This window comes from Paenibacillus baimaensis, assembly GCF_025567575.1.
Genome location: NZ_JAOQIO010000103.1, coordinates 143,163 through 166,151, shown reverse-complemented (window position 1 = coordinate 166,151; position 22,989 = coordinate 143,163). Strand labels below are relative to the sequence as shown.

General features: G+C 44.7%; 23 protein-coding genes. 7 read left to right on the top strand and 16 right to left on the bottom strand.

Going from position 1 to position 22,989, the window contains the following annotated elements:
• Nucleotides 1-53: 53 nt before the first annotated feature.
• From OB236_RS30105 to OB236_RS30085, 5 genes are all read right to left on the bottom strand, one after another.
• The gene (locus OB236_RS30105) at nucleotides 54-782 is read right to left on the bottom strand and encodes a GntR family transcriptional regulator (protein ID WP_262687247.1); all 729 of its coding nucleotides are present in this window, start codon (nucleotides 780-782) and stop codon (nucleotides 54-56) included.
• A gap of 174 nt (nucleotides 783-956) precedes the next feature.
• Nucleotides 957-1,976, bottom strand: coding sequence for a YiiG family protein (locus OB236_RS30100; RefSeq protein WP_262687245.1), 1,020 nt, complete (start codon nucleotides 1,974-1,976; stop codon nucleotides 957-959).
• Nucleotides 1,977-2,007: 31 nt separating this feature from the next.
• The gene (locus OB236_RS30095; protein ID WP_262687336.1) at nucleotides 2,008-3,018 is read right to left on the bottom strand and encodes a YiiG family protein; all 1,011 of its coding nucleotides are present in this window, start codon (nucleotides 3,016-3,018) and stop codon (nucleotides 2,008-2,010) included.
• Between the two features lie 552 nt (nucleotides 3,019-3,570).
• Nucleotides 3,571-4,461, bottom strand: a complete 891-nt coding sequence (locus OB236_RS30090) for a DMT family transporter (protein ID WP_262687335.1) — start codon at nucleotides 4,459-4,461, stop codon at nucleotides 3,571-3,573.
• A 14-nt stretch (nucleotides 4,462-4,475) separates the two neighbouring features.
• Complete coding sequence (locus OB236_RS30085) at nucleotides 4,476-4,994, bottom strand: HPP family protein (RefSeq protein WP_262687243.1); 519 nt, start codon at nucleotides 4,992-4,994, stop codon at nucleotides 4,476-4,478.
• 164 nt (nucleotides 4,995-5,158) lie between these two features.
• Between OB236_RS30085 and OB236_RS30080 the strand changes: the two genes are divergently transcribed.
• From OB236_RS30080 to OB236_RS30060, 5 genes are all read left to right on the top strand, one after another.
• Complete coding sequence (locus OB236_RS30080; protein WP_262687242.1) at nucleotides 5,159-6,127, top strand: GntR family transcriptional regulator; 969 nt, start codon at nucleotides 5,159-5,161, stop codon at nucleotides 6,125-6,127.
• Nucleotides 6,128-6,300: 173 nt separating this feature from the next.
• Nucleotides 6,301-6,930: a bifunctional transcriptional activator/DNA repair enzyme AdaA gene (locus tag OB236_RS30075; RefSeq protein ID WP_262687334.1), complete on the top strand. Its 630-nt coding sequence runs from the start codon at nucleotides 6,301-6,303 to the stop codon at nucleotides 6,928-6,930.
• Nucleotides 6,881-7,429, top strand: a complete 549-nt coding sequence (locus OB236_RS30070) for a methylated-DNA--[protein]-cysteine S-methyltransferase (RefSeq protein ID WP_076234489.1) — start codon at nucleotides 6,881-6,883, stop codon at nucleotides 7,427-7,429. The genes OB236_RS30075 and OB236_RS30070 overlap by 50 nt, the downstream gene beginning before the upstream one ends.
• Nucleotides 7,422-8,135 carry a 2OG-Fe(II) oxygenase gene (locus OB236_RS30065; protein ID WP_262687240.1) on the top strand — a complete coding sequence of 238 codons (714 nt, stop codon included), beginning with the start codon at nucleotides 7,422-7,424 and terminating at the stop codon, nucleotides 8,133-8,135. Before OB236_RS30070 ends, OB236_RS30065 begins: the two co-directional genes overlap by 8 nt.
• 18 nt (nucleotides 8,136-8,153) lie before the next feature.
• A complete protein-coding gene (locus OB236_RS30060) occupies nucleotides 8,154-8,972 on the top strand; it encodes an SPL family radical SAM protein (RefSeq protein WP_262687239.1) in 819 nt (272 codons plus the stop codon).
• 34 nt (nucleotides 8,973-9,006) lie between these two features.
• Here the strand turns inward: OB236_RS30060 and OB236_RS30055 are convergent, their stop codons facing one another.
• Complete coding sequence (locus OB236_RS30055) at nucleotides 9,007-9,690, bottom strand: DNA alkylation repair protein (RefSeq protein WP_262687238.1); 684 nt, start codon at nucleotides 9,688-9,690, stop codon at nucleotides 9,007-9,009.
• Between the two features lie 16 nt (nucleotides 9,691-9,706).
• Complete coding sequence (locus OB236_RS30050; RefSeq protein ID WP_262687237.1) at nucleotides 9,707-10,324, bottom strand: DNA-3-methyladenine glycosylase family protein; 618 nt, start codon at nucleotides 10,322-10,324, stop codon at nucleotides 9,707-9,709.
• A gap of 232 nt (nucleotides 10,325-10,556) precedes the next feature.
• Between OB236_RS30050 and OB236_RS30045 the strand changes: the two genes are divergently transcribed.
• Nucleotides 10,557-10,772 carry a small acid-soluble spore protein Tlp gene (locus tag OB236_RS30045; protein WP_262687236.1) on the top strand — a complete coding sequence of 72 codons (216 nt, stop codon included), beginning with the start codon at nucleotides 10,557-10,559 and terminating at the stop codon, nucleotides 10,770-10,772.
• Between the two features lie 134 nt (nucleotides 10,773-10,906).
• On the opposite strand, the gene OB236_RS30040 is transcribed toward OB236_RS30045, so the two are convergent.
• The 6 genes from OB236_RS30040 to OB236_RS30015 all read right to left on the bottom strand — a co-directional run bounded on the left by OB236_RS30040 (nucleotide 10,907) and on the right by OB236_RS30015 (nucleotide 16,893).
• Nucleotides 10,907-11,458, bottom strand: a complete 552-nt coding sequence (locus OB236_RS30040; RefSeq protein ID WP_262687235.1) for a methylated-DNA--[protein]-cysteine S-methyltransferase — start codon at nucleotides 11,456-11,458, stop codon at nucleotides 10,907-10,909.
• Nucleotides 11,445-12,026 carry an Ada metal-binding domain-containing protein gene (locus tag OB236_RS30035; RefSeq protein WP_262687234.1) on the bottom strand — a complete coding sequence of 194 codons (582 nt, stop codon included), beginning with the start codon at nucleotides 12,024-12,026 and terminating at the stop codon, nucleotides 11,445-11,447. Before OB236_RS30035 ends, OB236_RS30040 begins: the two co-directional genes overlap by 14 nt.
• Before the next feature lie 110 nt (nucleotides 12,027-12,136).
• Nucleotides 12,137-12,937, bottom strand: a complete 801-nt coding sequence (locus OB236_RS30030; protein ID WP_262687233.1) for a TatD family hydrolase — start codon at nucleotides 12,935-12,937, stop codon at nucleotides 12,137-12,139.
• Nucleotides 12,934-13,506, bottom strand: a complete 573-nt coding sequence (locus OB236_RS30025; RefSeq protein WP_262687232.1) for an RNA 2'-phosphotransferase — start codon at nucleotides 13,504-13,506, stop codon at nucleotides 12,934-12,936. Before OB236_RS30025 ends, OB236_RS30030 begins: the two co-directional genes overlap by 4 nt.
• Before the next feature lie 33 nt (nucleotides 13,507-13,539).
• Entirely contained in the window at nucleotides 13,540-14,961 is a 1,422-nt protein-coding gene (locus tag OB236_RS30020) for an RtcB family protein (protein WP_262687231.1), read from the bottom strand.
• 309 nt (nucleotides 14,962-15,270) lie between these two features.
• On the bottom strand, nucleotides 15,271-16,893 hold the full coding sequence (locus tag OB236_RS30015) for an ATP-binding protein (protein WP_262687229.1): 1,623 nt from the start codon (nucleotides 16,891-16,893) through the stop codon (nucleotides 15,271-15,273).
• 239 nt (nucleotides 16,894-17,132) lie between these two features.
• On the opposite strand from OB236_RS30015, the gene OB236_RS30010 reads away from it, so the two are divergent.
• Entirely contained in the window at nucleotides 17,133-17,945 is an 813-nt protein-coding gene (locus OB236_RS30010) for an HpcH/HpaI aldolase family protein (protein WP_262687228.1), read from the top strand.
• 42 nt (nucleotides 17,946-17,987) lie between these two features.
• On the opposite strand, the gene OB236_RS30005 is transcribed toward OB236_RS30010, so the two are convergent.
• The 3 genes from OB236_RS30005 to OB236_RS29995 form a co-directional block, all read right to left on the bottom strand.
• A complete protein-coding gene (locus OB236_RS30005) occupies nucleotides 17,988-20,306 on the bottom strand; it encodes a helix-turn-helix domain-containing protein (RefSeq protein ID WP_262687227.1) in 2,319 nt (772 codons plus the stop codon).
• A 206-nt stretch (nucleotides 20,307-20,512) separates the two neighbouring features.
• Entirely contained in the window at nucleotides 20,513-22,087 is a 1,575-nt protein-coding gene (locus OB236_RS30000; protein WP_262687226.1) for an extracellular solute-binding protein, read from the bottom strand.
• Nucleotides 22,088-22,117: 30 nt separating this feature from the next.
• Nucleotides 22,118-22,987, bottom strand: a complete 870-nt coding sequence (locus tag OB236_RS29995; RefSeq protein WP_262687225.1) for a carbohydrate ABC transporter permease — start codon at nucleotides 22,985-22,987, stop codon at nucleotides 22,118-22,120.
• Between the last annotated feature and the right edge of the window lie 2 nt (nucleotides 22,988-22,989).

Sequence of the window (22,989 nt, the reverse complement as noted above, 5' to 3'; positions counted from 1 at the left end):
CGGTATGTCATCTTTATACGAAGAAATTATGAAGATCATGGCTATGGCTATCGTTATCTTCGGCGGTTCACCCAGAACTGAAACACATCATTGCGAAAATAATCATACGAAAATAGTACAGGTATATGCTGCTGGTCATAATGGAGCTGCTTCATCATCAGCACCGTTGTGTCCGGTTTCACTTGCAGCTTGCGGCATACCGGATCGGTATGATGAGGAACGACCAGCTCCGTATGGGTTCCTGTTAATCGAATACCGCATTCTGCTTCCAGAAATCGCAGCAAGGAGCCTGTAAGAGGAGTCTTTTGAAAAGCCTGCTCTACCAAGGCAAGCGGCATAATATTAATATTATGGGCAACCGGCTCGTCATTGGCCGTACGGGTCCGCTCATTAATGATCACAGGACTACCTGCTGGAATTTTCAACAAAGAAGCCCATTCCTCCTTGCAAGGCTCCGTTCGAATAAACTGCTCCAGCTGACCTTCCACTAATCCCGCTGAGCGTATAATTTCCTCAGTCGAGCTGAATCGGTCGATACTGCTTGCAATGGAGCTTAACGGTTGCCTCACAAAGCGCCCAACCCCTTTTCGCACATCAAGCTTGCCTTCCTGCTCCAGCTGCTTCATCGCAGAGCGAACCGTTTCCCGGCTCACCTGGAACTGCTGGGCTAGCTCTATCTCTGCGGGCAGACGATCTCCTACCTTAAGCTCCCCGCTCTTCATCAGCTTATCGAGACTTTCCTTAATTATGATATAGTGACTGACCTTTGCCTGTTTGGCCATAACTGTTTCATCCTATCTTTGCTGTGGATTGACCTTATTCTTGCTTCTATTCTACAATGCTTCTATTCTACAAGATTACCGGAAAAAGACAACGACCGCCTCCCCCTTATGGAGAAGCAGTCGCTGTAGCAAAGCCTTTTATGGTAGTCTTCTGGGCAATAAGTCTCGGATTATTTACTTAATCTTCATATAATCGGACCATGCCTCTTTTAGCTTCTTACTGTAATTTTCCGGTGTTCCGTCTTTATTTTGCTTCGTAAATTTGCTTTTGGATGAGCTCAAGTCATTCCTGGCTTCCTCGGCTCTAGCCAATAAGTCGGTAGCTGACGCCTTAAGCTGTATGATCCTGGATTTATATACCTCGACGGGGGTGAAGTTGGTATTCAGCCCCTCCTTCTTGATCCGTTCCGTATCCTTTACATATTCCAGAAATTGATTCATATCTACGATCAGCAAGCTGTACTTATCTTTAATGGGACCTTCATTTAATTCCTTCATATTGTTTGAAGTGATGCCTTGACGGTTGAGCTCGTCTTGAATCTCCCCGGCTTTTAACATAAAGCTTAACGCATATAATCGGATCATGTAATCCTTTTGCTTGAAGCTTTCCAGATCTTCTTGCATTTTCTGAGCTCGCTTGGCTTCAAATACTGTTATGAACTGATCGAGCTGAGGCTTCATTCGAGCGGTTTGTTCATGGATCGTTTGATGCAACATCCTGCCCTTGACAAAATCATCATCGACGTATGATTTTAACTTGTAATAGGTGTTGGCTTCTTCCAAGGTCGCGATAAGCGCCTTGAACCTCGGATTCAATTCCTTGACAGTCTGGTCCACTTCATCCATAGCAGGCTGCCTGGAGGCGTAGTCGAAGCTTTCGTCCAGCTCCTTTTTATTCATCGTATCCACAAGGATACCCATATAGAGATTATCATTTTTCTTAACCTTGAATGCGTCGGCCTCGCCAAACTTTGCCGTGTAGGCATCCAATGATTCCTGCAGCTTACCTGTCAAAAACATATCCAAATTCGTATACGCCGCATATTTCTGATCAAGTGTTACTGCCGACTGCTTGGTCGATTTCTCAGCAATCTCCGGCCTCTCCTCTGATTGCAGGCTCGATGCAGCATTAAATACTGTTTTGAGCTTGCCGCAGGAAGTCAAAAGAGCACATAACAGGATACCCATCGTCATTATAAAGACACTTTTTCTAAGCATAGCTTCCTCACTTTGTCGTTTGAAGACCGATCATCGTATTGTAAGAACTGGTTAAATTGGAAACCTTTTTGCTGTATTCCTTCAATGGAACTTTCTTGCCCCCGGTGGTCACTTTACCTTTGGTCGTGCTGTTGATCGTAGTATCCTTTTTTTCGAGGATTTCCTTCAAATCCGTAGCCGCGACCTTGACTTGCTCCAAGTTAAGAGTAAATACAGGTGTGATGGATATTTTTTCCTTTTTAATCCTGTCCTGATCTTTGGAATATTCCATGAATTTGTTAATATGTTCGGTCAACTGATTGTATTTCTCTATGTATACATTTACATCCAGATCCAAAATATTGTCGTCGTCAATATCGGCTGCATAAAATACCTTTTGAATTTCTTGGGATTTTAACACAATACTCATCGCATGGTATCGAATTAATTGATCCTCTTTCTTTAATGCCTCTAGATCCTCCTGCTTCTTTTGAGCAGTTATGACAACAAATTCAGCAAAAAACGTATCGGCCAGATCAGTGAATTCCCCATACTGCGCCACGATTTGGCGATGTAATTCTTTACCCTTGGCAAATTGATCGTCGGAGTAAGATTTGGCCTTATAGTAGCTTTGCGCTTCATCCATCGTAACCAGCAATTGCTTCATTTTGGGAGCCAGTGCTTTAACGGAATCATCGGTGGCTGGATACGCAGGCTTTTGGGAGGCATAATTTAATGCTTTATCCAAGTCATCCTGGTGCCCTTTGAGAACGGGAAAGGTGTTAAATCCATTAAAATTTTTCTTGATGACGATTTCCTCGTCCACGCCAAACTCTTTGAAATAACTGGTGAACATATTATCCAGCCATTGGGTTATATAGTTGCTTAAAGCTATGTACGCATTGTATTTTTCCGTATCCTTGACCTCATTTGCTGTGCTCATGGAACCCGCTGCCTCTTTGACACCTTTCATGAGCTTGCCACCGCAAGAGCTTAATACAATGGCTAGTAGTACACACATCGATAATACCATTAACATTTTTCTCAAAACCAACTGCCTCCAACCCTCATATTTCGACCTGAATATTATTTTTCCATGATAGCTGCCATTGCTGACCCGCCTAAACACGTAGGCCTTATCATAATTTTTTTTGTTTAATTTTGTCAACTATTCAACTTTTGCTATCATTTAACCAAACCAAGGACCTTTTTCCCATTTTATTTCAACCATTTTATCTAATAAGCGTTCCTATTCGGGAAGATCGAAGTCCAAACTTACTTTTCCGGGAGTTAAATAATTTCGGCAGTCGAACCTGATTAAATTCCTTATAATCCTTGCTCTGGGATCGTCTCCAGTCCTTATGATTGACACCCTTATGTAAGCATCTGCCTGTAACCGATTGTGCTTTTTGTTTCCACCCTGTTATTCATGGTTTCGATATACGTGGGCAGTACTCCCTCCCAGTAAGTCCCTAAAAAATAGTTCTTATTTCACAGCACAAAAATAACCTCCAGCAGCAATTACATGACCGGAAGTTATCTCTGTTATTTCTTCATCAGCGTAAGGAACTAGATTGTTCGGTCCCAAGCTTTATTCTCGATTCGTTTCCTTGCCATAACGTACAAATATCCACACTCCCAGCAAAATGAACAGACCTGCGCCCAACTGAAAAAGTGTCAGCTTCTCATTAAGCAGCAGCCAGGCCAATACCGAAGCGACAACCGGCTCACCCAGAATCGCCATGGATACGGCTGAAGCATTCATATATTTTAACAACCAGTTGAATAAATAATGGCCAAATAGCGTTGGAATCAAAGCCAGCAATATAAATAAGCCCCATTCACTCTGAGCATATCCCCCGAATGAAAAATCATTGAAGACGTTATACAACGCAATCAAGCTCGCGGCAAAAGCAAACACCCAAAAGTTATACACATAAGCACTGATATGCTCTCGTAACTGCTTGCCCAACAGCATATGCATGGATATCGCGATCACACTTAAAAAGGACAGCATATCCCCATACAAAGCAGCTCCAGATAAACGCAAATCCCCGATCCCAATGGCAAATGATCCAACAAGAGCAATCCCCATTCCGATGATCATCGCCCGATTGGCATGCAAACGAAAGAAATAAAAGGAACCGAGCATGACCACAATCGGCTGAAGAGTCAAAATAACGGTAGAGCTCGCTACAGTTGTAAAACGGAGCGAGCCCATCCACAATAAAAAGTGCAAACCTAATGCAGCGCCCGCTACCACTAGCAAACCCCATTGTCGTAGAGTAAGGCGGGCAATTTCCTGCTTGTATTTCCATATAAACGGGAGCAGCATCAAATTGGCCAAATACAGCCGATACATGGCGATGACGGACACCTCAGCTTGCGACCACTTGATAAAAATGGCGGAAAACGAGATAGCCACTATACCCGCAATAAAAAGTACTTCCAGCGTATATCCGTTTCTTATCGAAGGTTTCAACTTCACTTTCCTTTCTACCACCAGAATCTAGGATAGGCCCGTTGTCGGCTCAGGTTATTCACGATGAGCGCGATCAAGACGATCACAATCGAACCGACAAGCACGGGTGAGACAATAAATGACCAAGCGCTACCACTCATCATGACCACAAGAGGATCAGCACCCGCTGGAGGATGTGTGGTTCGTGTAAGCATCATCAAGCTGATAGCCAAGCCAACGCCTAGTGCCATAGCCGTAATGCCGTGTCCCAAAAATTGGTTGACCGTTAATCCTGTCACCGTGGAGATAAGATGGCCTCCGATAATATTTCTCGGCTGCGACAATGGTGAATCCCACAGACCGAATGCGAGAACACAGCTCGCACCAAATGGTGCCATGATCCAAAGACCGACATTCATATCTGTTAACCATGCCAGAGCTGCTATCGTCAAGCTCCCCCCGACAAATCCCATTATGACGTTACGTATGTGAATAACAAGTGGCGAATGACCCTCCCCCTTCATTTTTCGCAAAAAAATCAGTAAGCTTCCCATCTCCATAACCTCAGCTTTCATCGAATTATATAATAACCACTTAACTGTGTAACTTTAGTATCTAAAATACTTGATTTATGATAAGATTGTCAATAAGAGGTTGAAAAAAGTGATGGGTTGTGTAGTGTCAAATTAATGGATTTTGGTGAAACGGGGTTGCATACGTGGATTATCCTATAAAATTAACAATCGATCCGACTGTGGCATTGGAAGCGAATATACAGGTAAAAGAACAGCTCAAATGGTTAATTGGCATCGGTCATATTTCCCCTGGAGAGCTGCTGCCCTCGACTAATGTGCTCGCTGCTCAGCTTGGACTCAATCGGAATACGATTAATTGGGTCTATCATCATCTCCAGGAAGAAGGAATTGTTTCGATGCACAAAGGCCGCGGCACGCTTGTGTTGGATAATCCACAGACAGACGAGCTGCGGCGCAGCAGAATGCTCATGCATGAATTACTTGAGCGTACAATCGAAGAGGTACGGCTCAAATCGATCAACGCCGAAGCGTTTTTCACGGCCTCCCTTGCTTACGGATTAATGCAGATATCGGAACAGACTACAGCCAGGAAGCTCCTGTTTGTAGAGTGTAAGGAGCATGACCATCCTTTTTACAGCAATGAGATCAGACGGGTAACAGGAGCCGAGGTGAAAACCATCTTTCTGGAGGATATCGAATCATCTGACACCATCCTTACGGATGCACTGGAGTTTTCGGCTATGGTCGTAACGACTCTTAACCATCACGATCAGGTCAAACGACTGCTCACTGGAAAGGAAGTCAAGCTGTGTGTCATTGGGGCCCAGGTCGAAACCTCTACATTTCTCGAAATTGCACGATTAGTAGAGGGTAGTCCTGTTACTTTTGTTTGCCTTGGAAAAGCCGGAGGCCAATGGATGGCGAAGCGCGTTCATGAAGCGGGACTTCATTCCATTAAGCCCTACGCTGTTGGCATTCATGATCATGCACAGCTGCTTGCATGCCTGGAGAACTCAGAGCGCACCTATGCTTCTGCCGCCGTATACAGCAAGGTTAGGGAGTTGGCCCCAGATAAGGTAAGACGATTTCCCATGCTGCTGGAAAAAAGCAGCGAAACGCTGCTCATCGATTTTTCCCAACCAACCAAATAACTATCCAACTATGTATTTTGATATGAGTTTCGTTATCTTGCTGTTACATTCCGTAAAACGTACAAACGTTCCTTTTTGGGGTTATACTGTGTGTATGGAGGTGAACAAACTTGGTGAAGCCTATACAGCAGAATGCGGAGCTGTCTTCTCGCAGAAGCAACGATCCAGTAACGATGCCAAACCCGGAAGCATTAACAGAGGAAATGTGGCAAGCCATCCTTACCAACGATGCGTCTTATGACGGCCAATTTTTTTACGCGGTAAAAACGACAGGCATTTTTTGCCGACCTTCCTGCAAGTCCAGACCACCTAATAAAAAAAATGTCGGTTATTTTCGAACTTCCCAGCAAGCGGTGTCCGCCAAATTTCGACCCTGCAAACGATGCAAGCCAACCGGCCAGCGCTTGCCTGATGACGAATGGGTCGCTCTGGTGACCGAATACATCGATACAAACTATGCTGAGGCTTTATCGCTGGAAATTCTGGCTGTTATCTGTCACGGCAGTCCCTACCATATGCATCGAACATTCAAGAGAGTCAAGGGGATAACGCCCGTTGAATACATCCAGCAAGTTCGGATCAATCAAGCCAAGGAGAAGCTGATTTCTTCGAATAAGCCCGTTGGTGAAGTCGGCGTGGACGTTGGCCTGTCCAATACGCCATATTTTATAACGCTGTTCAAAAAGAAAACCGGTCATACTCCGGCAAGCTACCGCCAATTGCAGCAACATAACATGAAGGAGGCATTTGAAAATGGTAAACAGCACGAATTCACCACTTTATTGGACGATAATCACACATGAGGATTGGAGCATGCACATTGCAGCTACATCTGAAGGTCTATGTTTTGTTGGCTCACAGAATCATCCCTTTGAAGAATTATCAGTTTGGGCCCACGCTCGTTTTCCGGGAAGCACATTAATTCGTGATGATGAGAGGCTGCTGCCTTATGTAGAAGAGCTCATCGAATATTTGAACGGAGCACGCAAAAACTTTGCGATGCCCCGCGATTATCGTGGGACGCCTTTTCAAATGGCTGTTTGGGATGCACTCTGCAGCATTCCTTATGGACAAACCAAATCGTATTCGGATATTGCTCAGCAGATCCAAAGACCTGCCGCAGTTCGCGCAGTCGGCGCTGCGATTGGCGCCAATCCCGTTCTGATTACCGTTCCGTGTCACCGCGTAATCGGTAAAGGCGGGGCTTTAACCGGATATCGTGGAGGAATGGACATGAAAACGAAGCTGCTGCAATTGGAGCAGGATGGTATGCGGGCTGAAGAAGGCTTACAGCATGCCTGATGATCTCGCTGAACGCGCAGCAGGTCTGGATTGGCAGACACTCCAGCAATCGTTGGATGAGCACGGATATGTCAAGCTTCCTGCACTGTTAAATCAATCGGAGTGCCAGAAAATTATCGACACCTACGAGGTGCAGGACCACTTTCGCAGCACCATTGATATGGCCAGGTACCGTTTTGGGATCGGGGAATACAAATATTACGGTGCCCCGCTCCCCACTTTGCTGCAGCAGCTGCGTGAGAGCTTGTACCCACAGCTTGCCCAAACAGCCAATCGCTGGCTTGGTCTGCTGGGTGATACGGCTGCATATCCGGCAACGCTAACGCAATTTTTGGATCGATGCCATGCAGAGGGGCAGACCCGTTCAACCCCATTGATTTTGAAATATGAAGCAGGTGGATACAATTGTCTGCATCAGGATTTGTATGGGAGAGTGTTCTTTCCCTTTCAGGCCGTATTTGCCCTGAATCAACGAGAAAAAGATTATACAGGCGGGGAGTTTCTATTGGTAGAGCAGCGTCCACGGGCACAGAGCCGAGGTCACGTCATCACGCTGGAGCAGGGAGAAGCACTGATTTTCCCCACCCAGCATCGTCCGGTATCAGGAACACGAGGTTATTATAGAACCACGCTGCGGCACGGAGTCAGCACAGTTAAATCAGGAACAAGATACAGTCTGGGGATCATTTTTCATGATGCCAAATAAAAGGTTTGGAGTATGCTTATGACAACCGAATACTTATACAAACATCCAAAAACGCTGTTGAACAAAGGGACTGGTTTTCTTGCAGGCTATAGCCATTCGCTCAATCCCTATACGGGCTGTACCTTTGGCTGCTCTTACTGTTACGTTCGGCAAATGCCGGTCTCTACCTTTCGCGGCGCTGAGTGGGGAACGTGGGTCGATATCAAGCAAGGGGCAGCCAATGTTTTTCAAAAAGAGCTGGTAAGAGCCAAAAACAAAGGACCGGTCACCATCTTCATGTCATCGAGTACGGATCCTTATCAGCCCATTGAGCATAAAGAACAAATAACCCGATCTTTATTGGAGGTCATGGTCAGTGATCCACCCGACTTTGTGTTTGTGCAGACTCGGAGTCCCCTTGTTCGAAGAGATATAGATCTTTTGCTGCGTCTTGGCGAGAAGGTCCGTGTCAGTATGACCATAGAAACGGATATGGAGGATATCCGTAAATATTTTTCCCCTGATGCCCCGCCTATTGCCGCCCGATTAAAGACTCTTCAGCTATTGGCTGACGCGGGAGTACCGACACAAGCCACTATCGCTCCCATGCTGCCGAGCAGTGAAGCATTTCCACAGCTGCTGAAGCCATTGGTGGATCGCGTCTGTCTGGACGATTATTTTATGGGAGACGGCAGCGGCGGAAAACGAACACGGAATTTAGGCATTCAGGCCAAGTATGATCAAATCGGTATGGAGGAATGGTATGGCCCATCAGCCTATCAAATTGTCTATGATCGATTGAAGCAGGTTTTTCCCGAGGATCAGATTTATGTAAGCCAGAAGGGCTTTGAGCCTTAATATATAGGAACGAGCTTATGATTACGCTGTTATTTTATTTGCGCTTCATGCTGCGAATCAACCTTTTGGTTTCCTGATCCACCCGGTAGGACTCTGTAATTTTTTGCAGCGCTTTGTTGTACGTCATTTTATCTAGTGAATTGCTTTTCAGATAGATCATTGTCGGTTCTGGGAGCAACACATAACAAATCGATAAAGCCCAGGCAACCGCCATCTTCACATAGTATCCCTCATGCTTGATGCTGTCCAACCGTTCTAGGACTCTACTGATATATTCTTCTTCAATATAATAGTCCAGCAGCATCACCACGCCAAAGCGTATATCGTAATCGTGCTTCGACAATAAATAAGGCTGCACAAAATCCCACATGGTTTCTTTATTTGTCAAAGTGAACTTAAGCCCTATACAAAAACTGTCGCATACGGACCAATTATCAATTTTCGGCACAAAATCAGCTACATAACGCAGGAATTCGGCACTGTCCGTTTGTATATAGCCAATGACCATTCCCTGCAGCATAACTTCTTCAAAGTATTCACTATCAGCCTGATCCAAATAGGTTCGCCAATCGCTCTTTGCTATCATTTTGGCCAGCTTGCGCAGTTCCGGGAGCCGTACACCCAAAACATTATTAATATTCGGAATCAATGCCGCAGTAAACTTTTGGTACTTCTCCTCAGCTAATTCAATTAATTGCTCCTTGATTGTGGTCTCCATCTTAACCCTCCTCTGTCTATTCAAATGAAATTGCCCACAAGTAGATGGAAGCCACTGAGCCCAGAGGCGAATATCGAAGGCTGAATTGCTCAAATTGCTCTTTGTGCAAAGTATCCAAGCCATACAATTTCATCATACCACGTCGTATCGCAATATCGCCCCAACTGACTATGTCACGACGCTCCATACTATTGATGAGCAGCATTTCGGCGGTCCATTTACCGACTCCCTTTAACACCGTTAGCTTCTTGATGACCTCCGTATCTGGCAAGTCATACAGCTCTTCCAAATTTAAGGCTCCCTGCGCAATCGTTTGCGCGATGTCGTGGATACATACGGCTTTTTTCATCGTCATCCCGCATTTTTGGATATTATCGGCAGTCTGAATCGCCATATGGTGCGGAGTCATTTCTCCAAATTGATTCTGCATTCTTTCCCAAATCGTGTGGACGGCTTTAGCTGATATGAGCTGACCAACAATGGCATGGACGAGTGCTGCGAACAGATCGGGAATGATGACTCGTTCCACCTTGCCCATACGCGCCATCGCTGCTCCAAGCGTTGGGTCCACACGCTGCAGGTAATCCATTTCTTCTTGTCCATATTCAAAATACTTCGTTGTAACGGTTCCCAAGCAGCTCTCCCCCAGTATATGTATTCAAGGATTAAACACTTGTACTAATAATATACCTCACCAGGCTCGATAGGTACGGATAATCGAATATAACAGCAAGATTGCGAAATCCAAGTTCGTCGTGGAGTTGATGATATGTGGCTATTCCGATCTGAATTTGATATTGATGCATAGAATCCTGCGTTTTAGGTCAATATACATTGGCAGTAATAATTCAATTGGAGGGATACCTTTGGCTAAACCGGATAATCGCGCAGATAATGAGGAGCACTTGCAAGAGCATATCGACCAGACTCAAGCTAATATTCAGGAAGCAGAAAATTACCTGGATGAACATGCAGATGAGATTTCAGTAAATGAGAGGCAAACCATTGAAGATAAAAATCACCGACGCAAAGAAAGCATTAAAGGATTCATAGATGAAAAAAAAGACGAGGCTGAACAGTAGAATAAGCAATGTATCTACTGCATCCAAAAACACATGCAGCCTGCTTCCAGTTTGGAAGAGGCTGCTTTTCTTTTACAAATTCATTGTTGGGCATGGTTTAATGAATGAGCACTCCAATGATGGGCAGTGGTAACTCAGAACTTGAATCGCTCATGCCCTGCGGCTTCCATATGGGTTACCCCTTCCAAAGCAAGGATGTCTTTCTTCATTTGGAGTCCCCCTCTAAATCCTGTTAACGTACCGTTGGATCCTACGACCCGATGACAAGGTAAAACAATCGGTAATGGATTGCGCCCAATCGCTGTACCTACCGCTCGCATCGCTGAAGGTTTTCCAATCGTGTCGGCAAGCTGCTTATACGTCCACGTTTCTCCATGAGGGATCTGGCTTAGGGCCCTCCATACACTTTGTTGAAACGGTGTCCCTTCTACATCCAGAGGGACCTTATCGAAGCTGACAGGTATTCCTTCAAAGTACTGCTCCAATAGGTCAATGATGCCGAATTGTGCAAAAAGGCTGTGATCCTCTATCATCTGTTCAGCGTCCGTGATATCTTTCTTCAACCCAGCCAACGAAGCAAGATGAGGAGGGAATAGCAATTGGCTAATTCCGTGCTCACTGGCTATAAGGGTCCATGACTGATTCAAGCCGATTACGGTTTGACGATATTTTTTACTCGCTATCAATTGTTTCTCCTCCTATTTGTTCATACTGATACGCTGTGGGAGATATACCTGTTCTCCGACAAAACCAGGAAGTGAAATGGGATGCACTGCGGTAGCCCACAGCTGCTCCGATCTCCGCAATGGAGGCTCTGGATTCTACTAAAAGCTTCTGTGCGTGCGTTAATCGAACACGCTCGGTTTTTTCCGCAGGTGAATATCCTGTCACTTGCTTGTATACACGCTGCAAATGATAAGGGCTTATAGCAAGTGAAGCAGCCAGCAACGACAAAGTCAGTTTGTCTTTGTATTGTGTCTCAATGATCGCATCCACCTGTACAGCCAATACCGCATCCGGTCGAAGTGCTCCGTTCGCTTCAGGCTTACAACGTTTGCAGGGCCGATAGCCTGCTTGAAGCGCACCTTCAAGTGAGTGGAAAAACGTCACATTACTTGCATGGGGGATTTTGGCCCGACAAGTAGGTCGACATACGATCTTCGTGGTCCTTACTGCCGTATAATAGACACCATCGTAGGTCGATTCTCGATTAACAACGGATTGGTATACAAGGTCAAATAACTTTTGGTCCATATCCTCACCTCATCCATACAAGTATAAGCCATTCTTGAGTCCGGCAGTAGTATGCATGAATAAAATAGCAAGATATCGACAGTTAAATCCTAAGCGATGTTCACCTGACGTTAATGTATGGATAACCCATAAAACTCCCTAGCTACCTTCGTCGTAGCTTCCGTAGTCTCCTCGATACTCCGACCCAGGCATGAAGCAACCTTTCTCAAAATATGAGGTAAAAAGGCCGGCTCGTTGCGACCCTCACTCGGCTTAACAGCCAAATCACGTGGGGTAAGAAAAGGAGCATCCGTCTCAATCATCAGTCGATCCAGCGGGATTCGCTTAACGATCTCTGCCAAGTGCTTACCTCTGCGCTCGTCGCAGATCCATCCTGTGATGCCAATATAGAAGCCCATATTCAAGTAAACCTGCAGCTCCTTTAGCGAACCTGTAAAACAATGAACAACAGCCTTATTCAGACGAGGAAGATACGGCTTAAGCGTCTGCATAAACTCATAATGGGCATCCCGTTCATGTAAAAAAAGTGGCAGCTGCAGCTCACAGGCCAAACGAATCTGTTCCTCAAACCATCGCTTCTGAACATCCCGTGGTGAAAAATCTCTATTGTAATCCAGTCCACATTCACCAATAGCAACCACTTGAGGAAGTAATGCCAGCTTACGAAGCTTCTCTATCGTATGAGTTTGGCAGTTCTTCGTATCATGTGGATGAATCCCGGCCGTAGTAAACAATTTTCCAGCAAATCTACTCGCGTATCGAGCGGCCTCTTCACTATTTTTCAGCGACGTTCCCGTGATAATAAGCGGCGAGACCCCCTCCGCTTCCGCTCGTGCCACAACCTGATCCCGATCCTCATGGAATGAACGATGCATTAAATTAACACCAATATCAATAAGCTTTGGCTTCATAATTCCTTACCTCCATCGTTCGAATATAAGCTGCAGCATTCAGCAGGCACTTGATCCGCAAGCCAAACTTCATTACCAGCGTAATAGAAAGTAACACCGAGATTGGCAGCTTGTACCGTATCCACAGACACAATTCTCAGCTCTCCTCTCCTGCTTCCGGCAAGTGTGGCAAACTGAAGTCCCACAGATAAATGCACATACTGCCTCTTCATCGGATGAATGCCATCCTGCAAAATACTCGAAAGCGCCTTGCTGTTCGTTCCATGGTACAGTCTAGCTGGCGGAACCGAGGCAAGGTATGCAACCTTTACTTGGCTATGCCCATATCTAGCCCGAATTCGATCCCCGACAATTTCAAATCTTTGCTTATCGGATTGACTTACTACCTGCTGTATATCTTCGGTTGTAATATGCGCCCACTTCGCTTGTTTATGAAGCACGCGAAGCAGCTCATCCAGCTTACAGGAGCCATCCTTTTGCTCAAGATCAATTCCAAACTCTTCTGGCGTATGTCGGAGCAGTTTGGTAAGCAGCTTGCTCAAACCTACAGCTGTTTTTTCATTTAACATGGTGATCACATCCTCATTTCTATTTATTTATGCTTACTTAGCCCCTTTAACTGTCGCCATCGGCTTACAACGGGCAACGACCTGGGCAAGGCCTGCACCGACGACGCTTTCGATAATTTGATCTACATCTTTGTAGGCTTGTGGAGATTCATCTATTATCGATTCGAGTGATTTTTGATTCACGACAACTTCATCCTCGGTTCCTACACGCATGGACGAAGCGAATTCGTCTACAGTAATTAAACGTTTCGTAGCGCTTCGCGAACGAATACGGCCTGCCCCATGGCAGATCGAGTGAAAATTCGTTTTTCCCTCAGGAGAGCCCACCATGATATAAGAGGAGGTTCCCATCGAACCTGGAATGAGTGCAGGGTGTCCTGTGAGTCGATATGGCTCAGGATTATCTGGATGGTTCGGTGGCAGGGAACGGGTAGCCCCTTTTCGATGGACAAAATAAGAATTTCCTTCATGCTCTTCTTCCCATGCATAATTGTGCATAAGATCGTACAGCGTCGACATTTCAAATTTGGACCCGAATACATCCTTACCCGCTTCCCTAATCGCATACGCGATCAGATGCCGATTGACAACAGCATAGTTGAGGGCAGAGTACATTAAATCTACATAGTTTTGAGCCACTGGCTCCGAAAGTGCTCCGAATAATAAATGGGGGTCTGCGGTGCCTATCCCTTGAGCGCGCATCATCTTCGCCATAAGGCTACCACAATATTGACTCACCGAGCCTCCCCACGAACGTGAACCTGAGTGAATCATAAGGATCACTTGACCATCGAATAACCCCCAAGCTTCAGCTACCTCCCGGTTATCCTCAGCAATCTCAATGTACTGAATCTCTGCAAAATGATTACCTCCCCCGAGTGTTCCGAGTTGGCTATGTGCACGATGCCATACCCGATCAGGAAACAGGTTCAGCGCATTTTCGTCAAAATGAAACTTGCTGCGCTCCACATGGGTTAACGAGGTCGCCTTACGAGGCGTGTAGCCATCCGGGATATATTTTTTGGGGAGACCGTGCAGTCCCTTCTTGATCACATGCTCCAGGCGAATATCAGAGAAATGCCCGCGGGCATGATCTTCAACAGGCAAATACTTCTCAATCGTTTTGACCAGCTTTCTGCGCAGCTTTACTTCTTTCAATTCGTCCTTATGCAGATTCGTTAAGTGAACGCGCATCCCGCAGCCAATGTCACTGCCGACAATGGACGGAGACACATAGCCATCATGGGTATTCCACACAGCCGTAGTACCGATACAGGTTCCAACACCTACATGTACATCAGGCGTATAGCTCATATAGACTTGATTCGGAATTTGCAGATTGTTGTTAGCCATTTCAAATACCTTGTAATCTAAAGCTTGAAACAGCGAGGGTCCTGCATATACATGCACCTGTCCGGCAGGAAGCTGGACCTTCTGATAATAGTTTTCTTTCATAAGTTTATGATTCCTTTCAATTGTGAATTGGGATCGTGGATAACACAAAAAAGCCATAGACCTGTATCGTCCATGGCTTTACTTACGCCTTCATTATCTAAGCTTCATTAATTGTAATGAGTAAACCTAGTTAAATTCACAGACCCGGTAAAGGCCGATGAAATGGACTTTCTTCTGTAATTGTGCGGATCGGATGTGGATTGAATTCATATTCATCGGCCTCCTCTCAAGTAATTTAGGTATATCATAATGGCATTACCCAACATTTGTCAACGGAAAGATTAATTATAGTAATCATGCCTATAAAAATTAATGATCATTCTGAATGTCGTAAGCTAAGGGAAGTGAAACAATAAATTGGGTACCGTGCTCTGTGTTTGATTTAATATGAATGTTTCCATTATGACTTTCGATAATTCTGTAGCATATCGACAAGCCCAATCCTAAACCATTTTCCTTTGTGGTGAAAAAAGGATTAAAGATCTCATTGATTTGCTTTTCCGAAATGCCTATTCCATTATCGCTAATACTTATTTCCACACAATGTTCATCCACATTGGGGGTGAGCCTGATTTCGACCTCTCCTCCACCTTCGGGCATGGCTTCAAAAGCATTTTGTATGAGATTAATGAGCACCTGTTTGATTTGATTGGCATCTATCGATATCAGGATCAACGAAGCGCATAAATTTGTTGTAAGAATGGCATTTTTAAGATTAGCCTCACTGGTCATGAATTGAACCGTATCCTCAATGACCTTTTGCAGCACATGCTCCTTTTTTTCCGGAGAACTCGGTTTTGCCATAAGTACGAAATCGGATACCATTTTTTTCAAATCAAGTAATTCATTAAATACGATTTCCAAATATCGTGCCGTGATGTCCGCATTCGGTTTCTTTTCTCTTAATAACTGAATAAATCCCATCACCGAGGTAAGTGGATTCCGAATTTCATGAGCAATTCCGGCAGCCAGCTTCCCTATCGCTGAAAATTTTTCATACATAATAATTTGCTGCTCAAGCATAGTACGATCGGTTATATCGCGAATTTGCAGGTAAGCACCAATAATTTCTTGATTGTCGTCTACAATAGGGATAGCATCTAGCAAGCATGTCATGCGTTTATTGGACGAACTAGGGAGCGTGCATTCCCTATTTTCTATTCGATCTCCATGGTTTAGCACTCCCAGCATATAAGGAGCAAACAGGTCAATTGTAAGCACCGAGGTTCCAATTACGTCTTCTCTCTTACGTTGGGTAACCTTCTCTATCAATTGGTTAAATTCGATAATGCTGCCAGTCTTATCTGCTATAATAATCCCATTGTTAACCGTGTTAAGCGTCATATGATTTAATATATTTTGATTCCTGTTTTTCCTTCTCAGGACCATTTCACGTTCCATGGAATCTACCATATTAATTAATAAAGGCAATGCAAATTTACTATGAAAATCGAGTAATGTCATCATGCTGACCGTACCTGTCAATCCACCAATATCAGCAAAATCAAAAGGAACACAATAACAGGCTGTCGTATGCAGATGAGTATGAAAATGGTCCGTGCCAAGAAGCTCTACGGGCATTTTGTGCTGCAGCGCCATGTCCACTACATTCGTCCCCATGTCTCTTTCGATAAACCGAATGCCCTCTTGTATACCCAATTGCGCCGCAGATTCCCTTATGGACTCATTCCCAAAGAAGCTAATAATATACCCCAGATCATCAGTCAGTGTGATGAGTATCGGGGTTCCTTCTAATAGCTTCGTTGTTTTGTCACTGAAAAAATCCATAACCGAGATCGCTTCGGCGAACTTATGTTTTCTTTCCAGCAGTTCATGTACATGTAATCGGTTTCTCGGAAACGGGAGCTGGTTTGCTTGTAACCCCGCTTCTTGACACCTTTTTTTGGATTCGCCAATATAATGAGCTTCCATTAGTAAATCCCCTCGGGTTAGTTTCATTGCTTCTAGAATACCACAACTAACTCCGTAAAGTCTCTGCACAAATTCTCATCTGAATAGTCGCGGCAAAATTGAAACAAGGTGGAAAATAACAACAAATCTGTCTCTCGCCTAAATTGAAACGGCTGTTCCGAAAGTGGACGTTTCTTATTGCAGCTACATACGATAACCTAAAATTGTTAGGATAAGTTATAAGAAATGAGGGAGCCTTCATGGATCAGGTACAATTGCAAAATCATCTTCGCAGCGGACAAAGAGTTTATGGCACACTGATTATATCCACCTCACCCCGATGGCCGGTTGAAGTACGGAAATTGGGTATTGATTTCGTCTTTATTGACACCGAGCATATGTCTATCGACCGAGATATGCTCTCCTGGATGTGTCGAACTTACTCAGCGCTCGGACTAGCGCCAATCGTACGCATTCCTTCCCCGGATCCTTATGAAGCAAGTAAAGCTATGGATGCGGGAGCAGCAGGTATTGTTGCCCCTTATATCGAAACCGTGGAGCAGGTACAAGCGCTTAGGGGAGCGGTCAAACTTCGGCCGATCAAGGGCGAGAAATTAGCGCGTATTGTTCAAGGCCACGAAGAGCCTGAGGAGCCGCTGGCAGCTTATCTGGAGCAATACAATGCGGGTAACATACTGATCGTCAATATCGAGAGCGAACCCGCGCTTGAGGCGCTGGATGACATCCTGCAGGTTCCGCAATTGGACGGCGTATTGATCGGCCCCCACGATTTATCATGCAGTCTGAACGTACCGGAACAATATGACCACCCTGTGTTTAAGGAAGCTGTCAGCAAGATCATTCGTAAGGCAAGAGCCGCTCATGTGGCGGCGGGCATACATTACTTCTGGGGCGTGGAACAAGAAATTGCATGGGGACAAGAAGGCCTGAATCTGTTTGTTCATGCCTCCGATATGACAGCTTTTATAGCCCAAATGGAACGCGATCTCAATGAAATCAAACTAAAATTAGGTGATAGTTCACAAAATATGGATAATAATATTCATATATGAGCTCAATTTAAGCGGTACCAATGTGTACGGTTCTGCCGTCTTTTATTTATTACGGCTCAAATTCCGGTATAGCAGCGGAGTCGTGCCCTCATACTTTTTAAATAGACGGATAAACGTCGTACGGCTGAAAATACCGACACGATTGGAAATCTCGCTAACATTCAAATCGGTTTCCACCAGCATCTCCTTGGCCTTCGCAATCCGATACTTACTGATGTACCCAATAAGATTCTCACCTGTTTTTTCTTTAAATACATGCGAAATATATTTGGAGGAGACGCCCATCTCACCGGAGATTTTCTCCAGACCCAAATCATGATGGTAGTTTCCTTCTATGTATTCGATAATGAGCGAGCTGATCTCGCTGAAGCCGTCCTGCTCCTGTGAGGAAAACCGATCCATGATCAGCTCAAAAAAAGCAAGCACCACATTCAGCTGTTCTTCGTGGTTCGTTAATGAAACCAGCTTACCTGGTTCCATCAGTTCACTCGGATTGATCCCCCGTTCAGCCAGGAAACGGCAGCCTGTGTTGTAGATTTCAGATACGAGAGCCGAGATCAAGTGACGGGGGACGCCCTTCTCTTTGTTTTTCCCGATAATACTATCCACCTTCAGCCGAAGATTAGACATATCGCCTGCCTTCAAGCAGTTAATAATGCCATTCTCATCCATGAACGAATAGGAATAATGCATAGAGCCATGAGAAACAGCAGTGGCATCAATAATTTGAAAATCCATCTTTCCATCCGCCGATTCCAGCGCCTTCAACGCATCCGCGTAAGACCTCGTAATGCCTTCAATCCCTTCATGCATGTCTCCAAGCCCAATATAAATGAAGCAATACCTTGAATCGTAATGGAACGTGTCGACCATCGTTTGCAGGCCCTTCCGCAGCTGCTCCGTGTCCTCGGCATCCTCCACATTTACGATCCCGATATACAGATGATCGTGTTCCTCCAGCAAGTATATATTGGCGTAAGGCAGCAGCAGCCCCCATATAATCTTTTTCATTTTGCTAACGATGTGTAACCGCTCGACATCCTGAATGTCCTGATAAAATGCCTCCTTAAAGTCGAAGCGGATGATGCAGCACACATACGAAGGCTTGTGAAAGGAGCTATACTTGCTTAGCATGGTTCCAACTTCCTGTTTGTTAACTGCAGTTCTTCCGTGAATCAGATTCAACAGTGATTGCTCCAAATATCCGACGGATACCGTTTCCAGTTCATGCTTGAATTGGTGATTATGCTCGATTAACCGATGAATACGAGTACCGATAAAATCAAACGCCGTATGCCGGCCAGTCCGGTCAGCACGCCCATCGCTCTCTTCAGGATGGTCAAGAATATCCCGTATGCGTTTAATGGGATTATACAGATTGAAGGTAAATATAAACGAGAACAGGATCCCGACCACAACCAGCACGAAGCAGGTCGTTAGTAAAGAAAAGAGGTAATAGCTCGTTTGATTACGAAATTCGGCTACAGGCGTCACCGAATAATAGCTCCAGCCGTACGTTTCCGACGTTACTTGAGTCACTATGAATGCCTCTTGGTTGATCTTTAATTCTCCATGCTGAAGGCTCCCCGATTTGAAGAAAGCCTGAATTTGTGAAATAACCGATGACTCGGTCAGTTGGTTCGCGCTGCTCCATATCACCTTGTTGTGATTGTTGTCGATTACAATGAATTGGGTAGAATCCACCAAAGTATGATTACGTAACGTCTTATCGATAATATCAATGGGAATCGTATATACCATAACCGCTTTATGGCCATTAACCAGACTGGTGAACAAAAATGGGATAACCGGTTTACTCACTGTCCTGTTTACTCGAACCTCAGTTGGCTCCAGAATTTCTAAGGGTCTGCCGTTCTCAAGCTTGTCTCTCCACAAGTTCTGATCGTATCCGCTAAACTTGTAATTCTCAAAAAACTGCCGATAATCCTCTAATCCATCCTGCTTAAATACCTTTTCATCATCTGTGTAAACAAATATATTATCAATTAATTCACTTAGATTGTTAGAAATTCTCGCTAATGTTTGCGTAACTTTGGTTAGCTCCAAACGTTCATCATCGCGATACTCGACATAAGGTTTTAGAATGGCTCTAACCTCATAAAAAAAGCTGGGCCCGGAGCTGGATTGTGCCGTATTCAAATAAATATCGATGGTATGAACAGACGATTGCAGGTTCGTTTCAAACTTCTGTGTAAACTCTTCCTGAAGTCGATTCGTCGTGGTTACGTAATAAATAGCCCCTATCAATACAATAGGGATCAAAAAAGAGAGGAAGAACAGCAGTATACGTAAAAAAAGTCTGTTTAATGGAACGGAACCTTTGGAATTCAATGTTTTCATTGCCCAACCACCCTCTCTCTTGGTCCCGTTGAATGAAGGCGCTTCCTTATCTTCTTATTATACTGCCAAACCTGTAAAAAGAAATGCCCAACCTTGCGATATCAGGGGCATCCAATAACCTCATCAGAAATATGCAAAAACCCGCCAGGGCCGTTAAAACGCGCCTTCTGGCAGGCCTTCCTATCAGAAATCCTTTGATAGCACACTCATTGTTTGAGATAACGTTGATTGGCTTCATTATATATCTTTTCAATTTCCAAAGCTCCGCTGTCGATAAGCTGCTGGGAAAACTTATCGAAATCACTAACAGGGCGAACTCCAATAATAAATTTGTCCATCTCCTGATCGACCAGCGTGTCCACCTTGGACTGCAATGTTTTTAATCGTGAAAGCTCGTCATTCGTAAATGGCGGAGCGACCACCTCGTAGACATAACCCTTCTCGGTAGTAATCATATCTTTCCATTTCACCAGCTCAGGGGCCGAGGTCTCAACCATCGGGTGTTCGTCGACATTAAGAGCAAGCTGCTCAAAACCGGTCGCCAGATCGGTTTGCATGTTGCGGAAGGGGTCCTTCATTTGGGCATATTCCTGAAGCACACTGTCCAAAATAACAGGCTTGCCGTTCTCCATTTTGTAATTAACCCCTTCTACGCCATAAGCCGTGGCGCGTGTCCCTTCCTCACCATAAAACCAATCCAGGAATCGAACCAGCTCATGCGGATTTTTCGTTTTGGAGCTAATTACGATATTGTGCATCCAGTCTTTTTTATACATCCAGCCCCGAGTTTGACCTCGATCGTTTTTCATCAACGGAAGCAGCTCGAAACGAGCTTTGGGATTAATCGGCTTCAAGGCTTCATTAAAATTGACACCAAAACTGTTATTATCGTAGTAGAACAACGACCTGCCTGAAGCCAGCTTCTCTTTCATGGCATCGGCTGTATTGACCGCGTAGTCCGGGTCCAGCAGCTTTTCCTTAAACAGCTTGCTCATGAATTCAAGAACGGGTTTAAATTCGGGATGAGCCTGACCGTATACATATTTGCCACCCTCTATGTTCGGATCATAATAAATCCGGTTTCCTGAACCCATTGCGAAGGCAAGCGGCTTCAATAAATTAAATGCATTTTCTCTTCCCGTATACGGAATGGAATTGGGATACTTCTCTTTAAACTTTTTGAGCACCTTATACAAGTCGTCAAAGGTTTTCGGAGCCTCCAGCCCTAATTCCTCCAGCAAATCGTATCGTATCATCGCACCTTGAGCCAGTTGAAGCTTCCAAGCTCCCAATTTCGGAAACGAATAGATTTTGCCGTCAATATTATTTTTAGCAATTTCTTTATTTTCCTTCATGATTTTGGCCAGATTGGGCGCATCGCTCATATAGTCGCTGATCGGCAGAAAGAGTCCGTTCTTGGCGCCATCGACATACATTTGTTTGCCATAGGCGACCTCCATAATATCTGGCAGGCTGTTGGTGGCAATAATCGTCTGCGCTTTTTGCTCAAAGTTTGTTGTGACGAGCTCCAATTGAATTTTTACATTCGTTTTCTCAAATATATAATCGAATAGCGGTGCCTGCAGGTTAATATTTGAAGAGCCTTTCAGTATTTTCACGGTTAATGGCACATCAGACGCCTTACTTCCCGCAGCAGCAGGCTTCGGGGTGCTTGTGCTTGGAACCTCCTTCACCGTTTGCTTAGACGAAGAATCCGAGCATGCCGTAATGGTCAGCATCAGTGCCATAGATGAAAGAAGTACTTTTCCTTGTTTGTTCATACTTTCCCCTCCTCAAATGAATAGTCAACTTTAACCTTTCAACGAACCGACCATTGCGCCTTTAACAAAATATTTTTGAATAAACGGATACACTGCGAGAATCGGTAAAATGGTTACGATCACAACGGCATACTTCATGCTTAGGAGAATCGTGGTCAGATCCCTCGTTGAGTTGACCTCGCCTACATTGCCATCGACAATCATACTGCGCATGATGATTTGGACGGGCACCATTTCGTTATTACGTAAATAGATCGTAGCAGGAAAAAAGCTATTCCAATGCCACACTGCGTAGAACATGATCATAGTAGCAAACACAGGAGCTGATAGTGGAATAATGATCCTCCAAAATATCGTGATCTCATGGGCACCATCAATGACAGCCGATTCCTGGATTTCATTCGGAATGTTCTGGAAAAACGTCCTCATGATGATCATATACCATACGTTGATCGCGGGTGGAATGACGATGGCCCACATGCTGTTCATCAGCCCCAAACTGTCAACAACAAGATAAGTCGGGATCATCCCACCGTGGAACAGCATCGTAATGACAATGAAAACGGTAAAAAATGACCGGCCATAAAGCCTGCTTCGAGATAAGGGATAAGCACACAGTGCGGTCGCTGCTACATTAATGAAGGTGCCTACACTAGTGTACAGCAAAGTATTGCCGTACGCCCTGATCACTTTGTGATCTGTAAGAATGGTGTAATACGCATCGAAATTAAACCCTATAGGAAACCATTTGATTTCTCCCCGCATCACGTTCATCCCATCGCTGACCGAAACAATAAACATGTAATAAAGCGGATATACAAAGGCAAAGATAGCCGCAATCAAGCTCAGATAAATGACGGCATCAAAGCAAATGGAGCCCACGGTCATTTGTTTTTTCATGT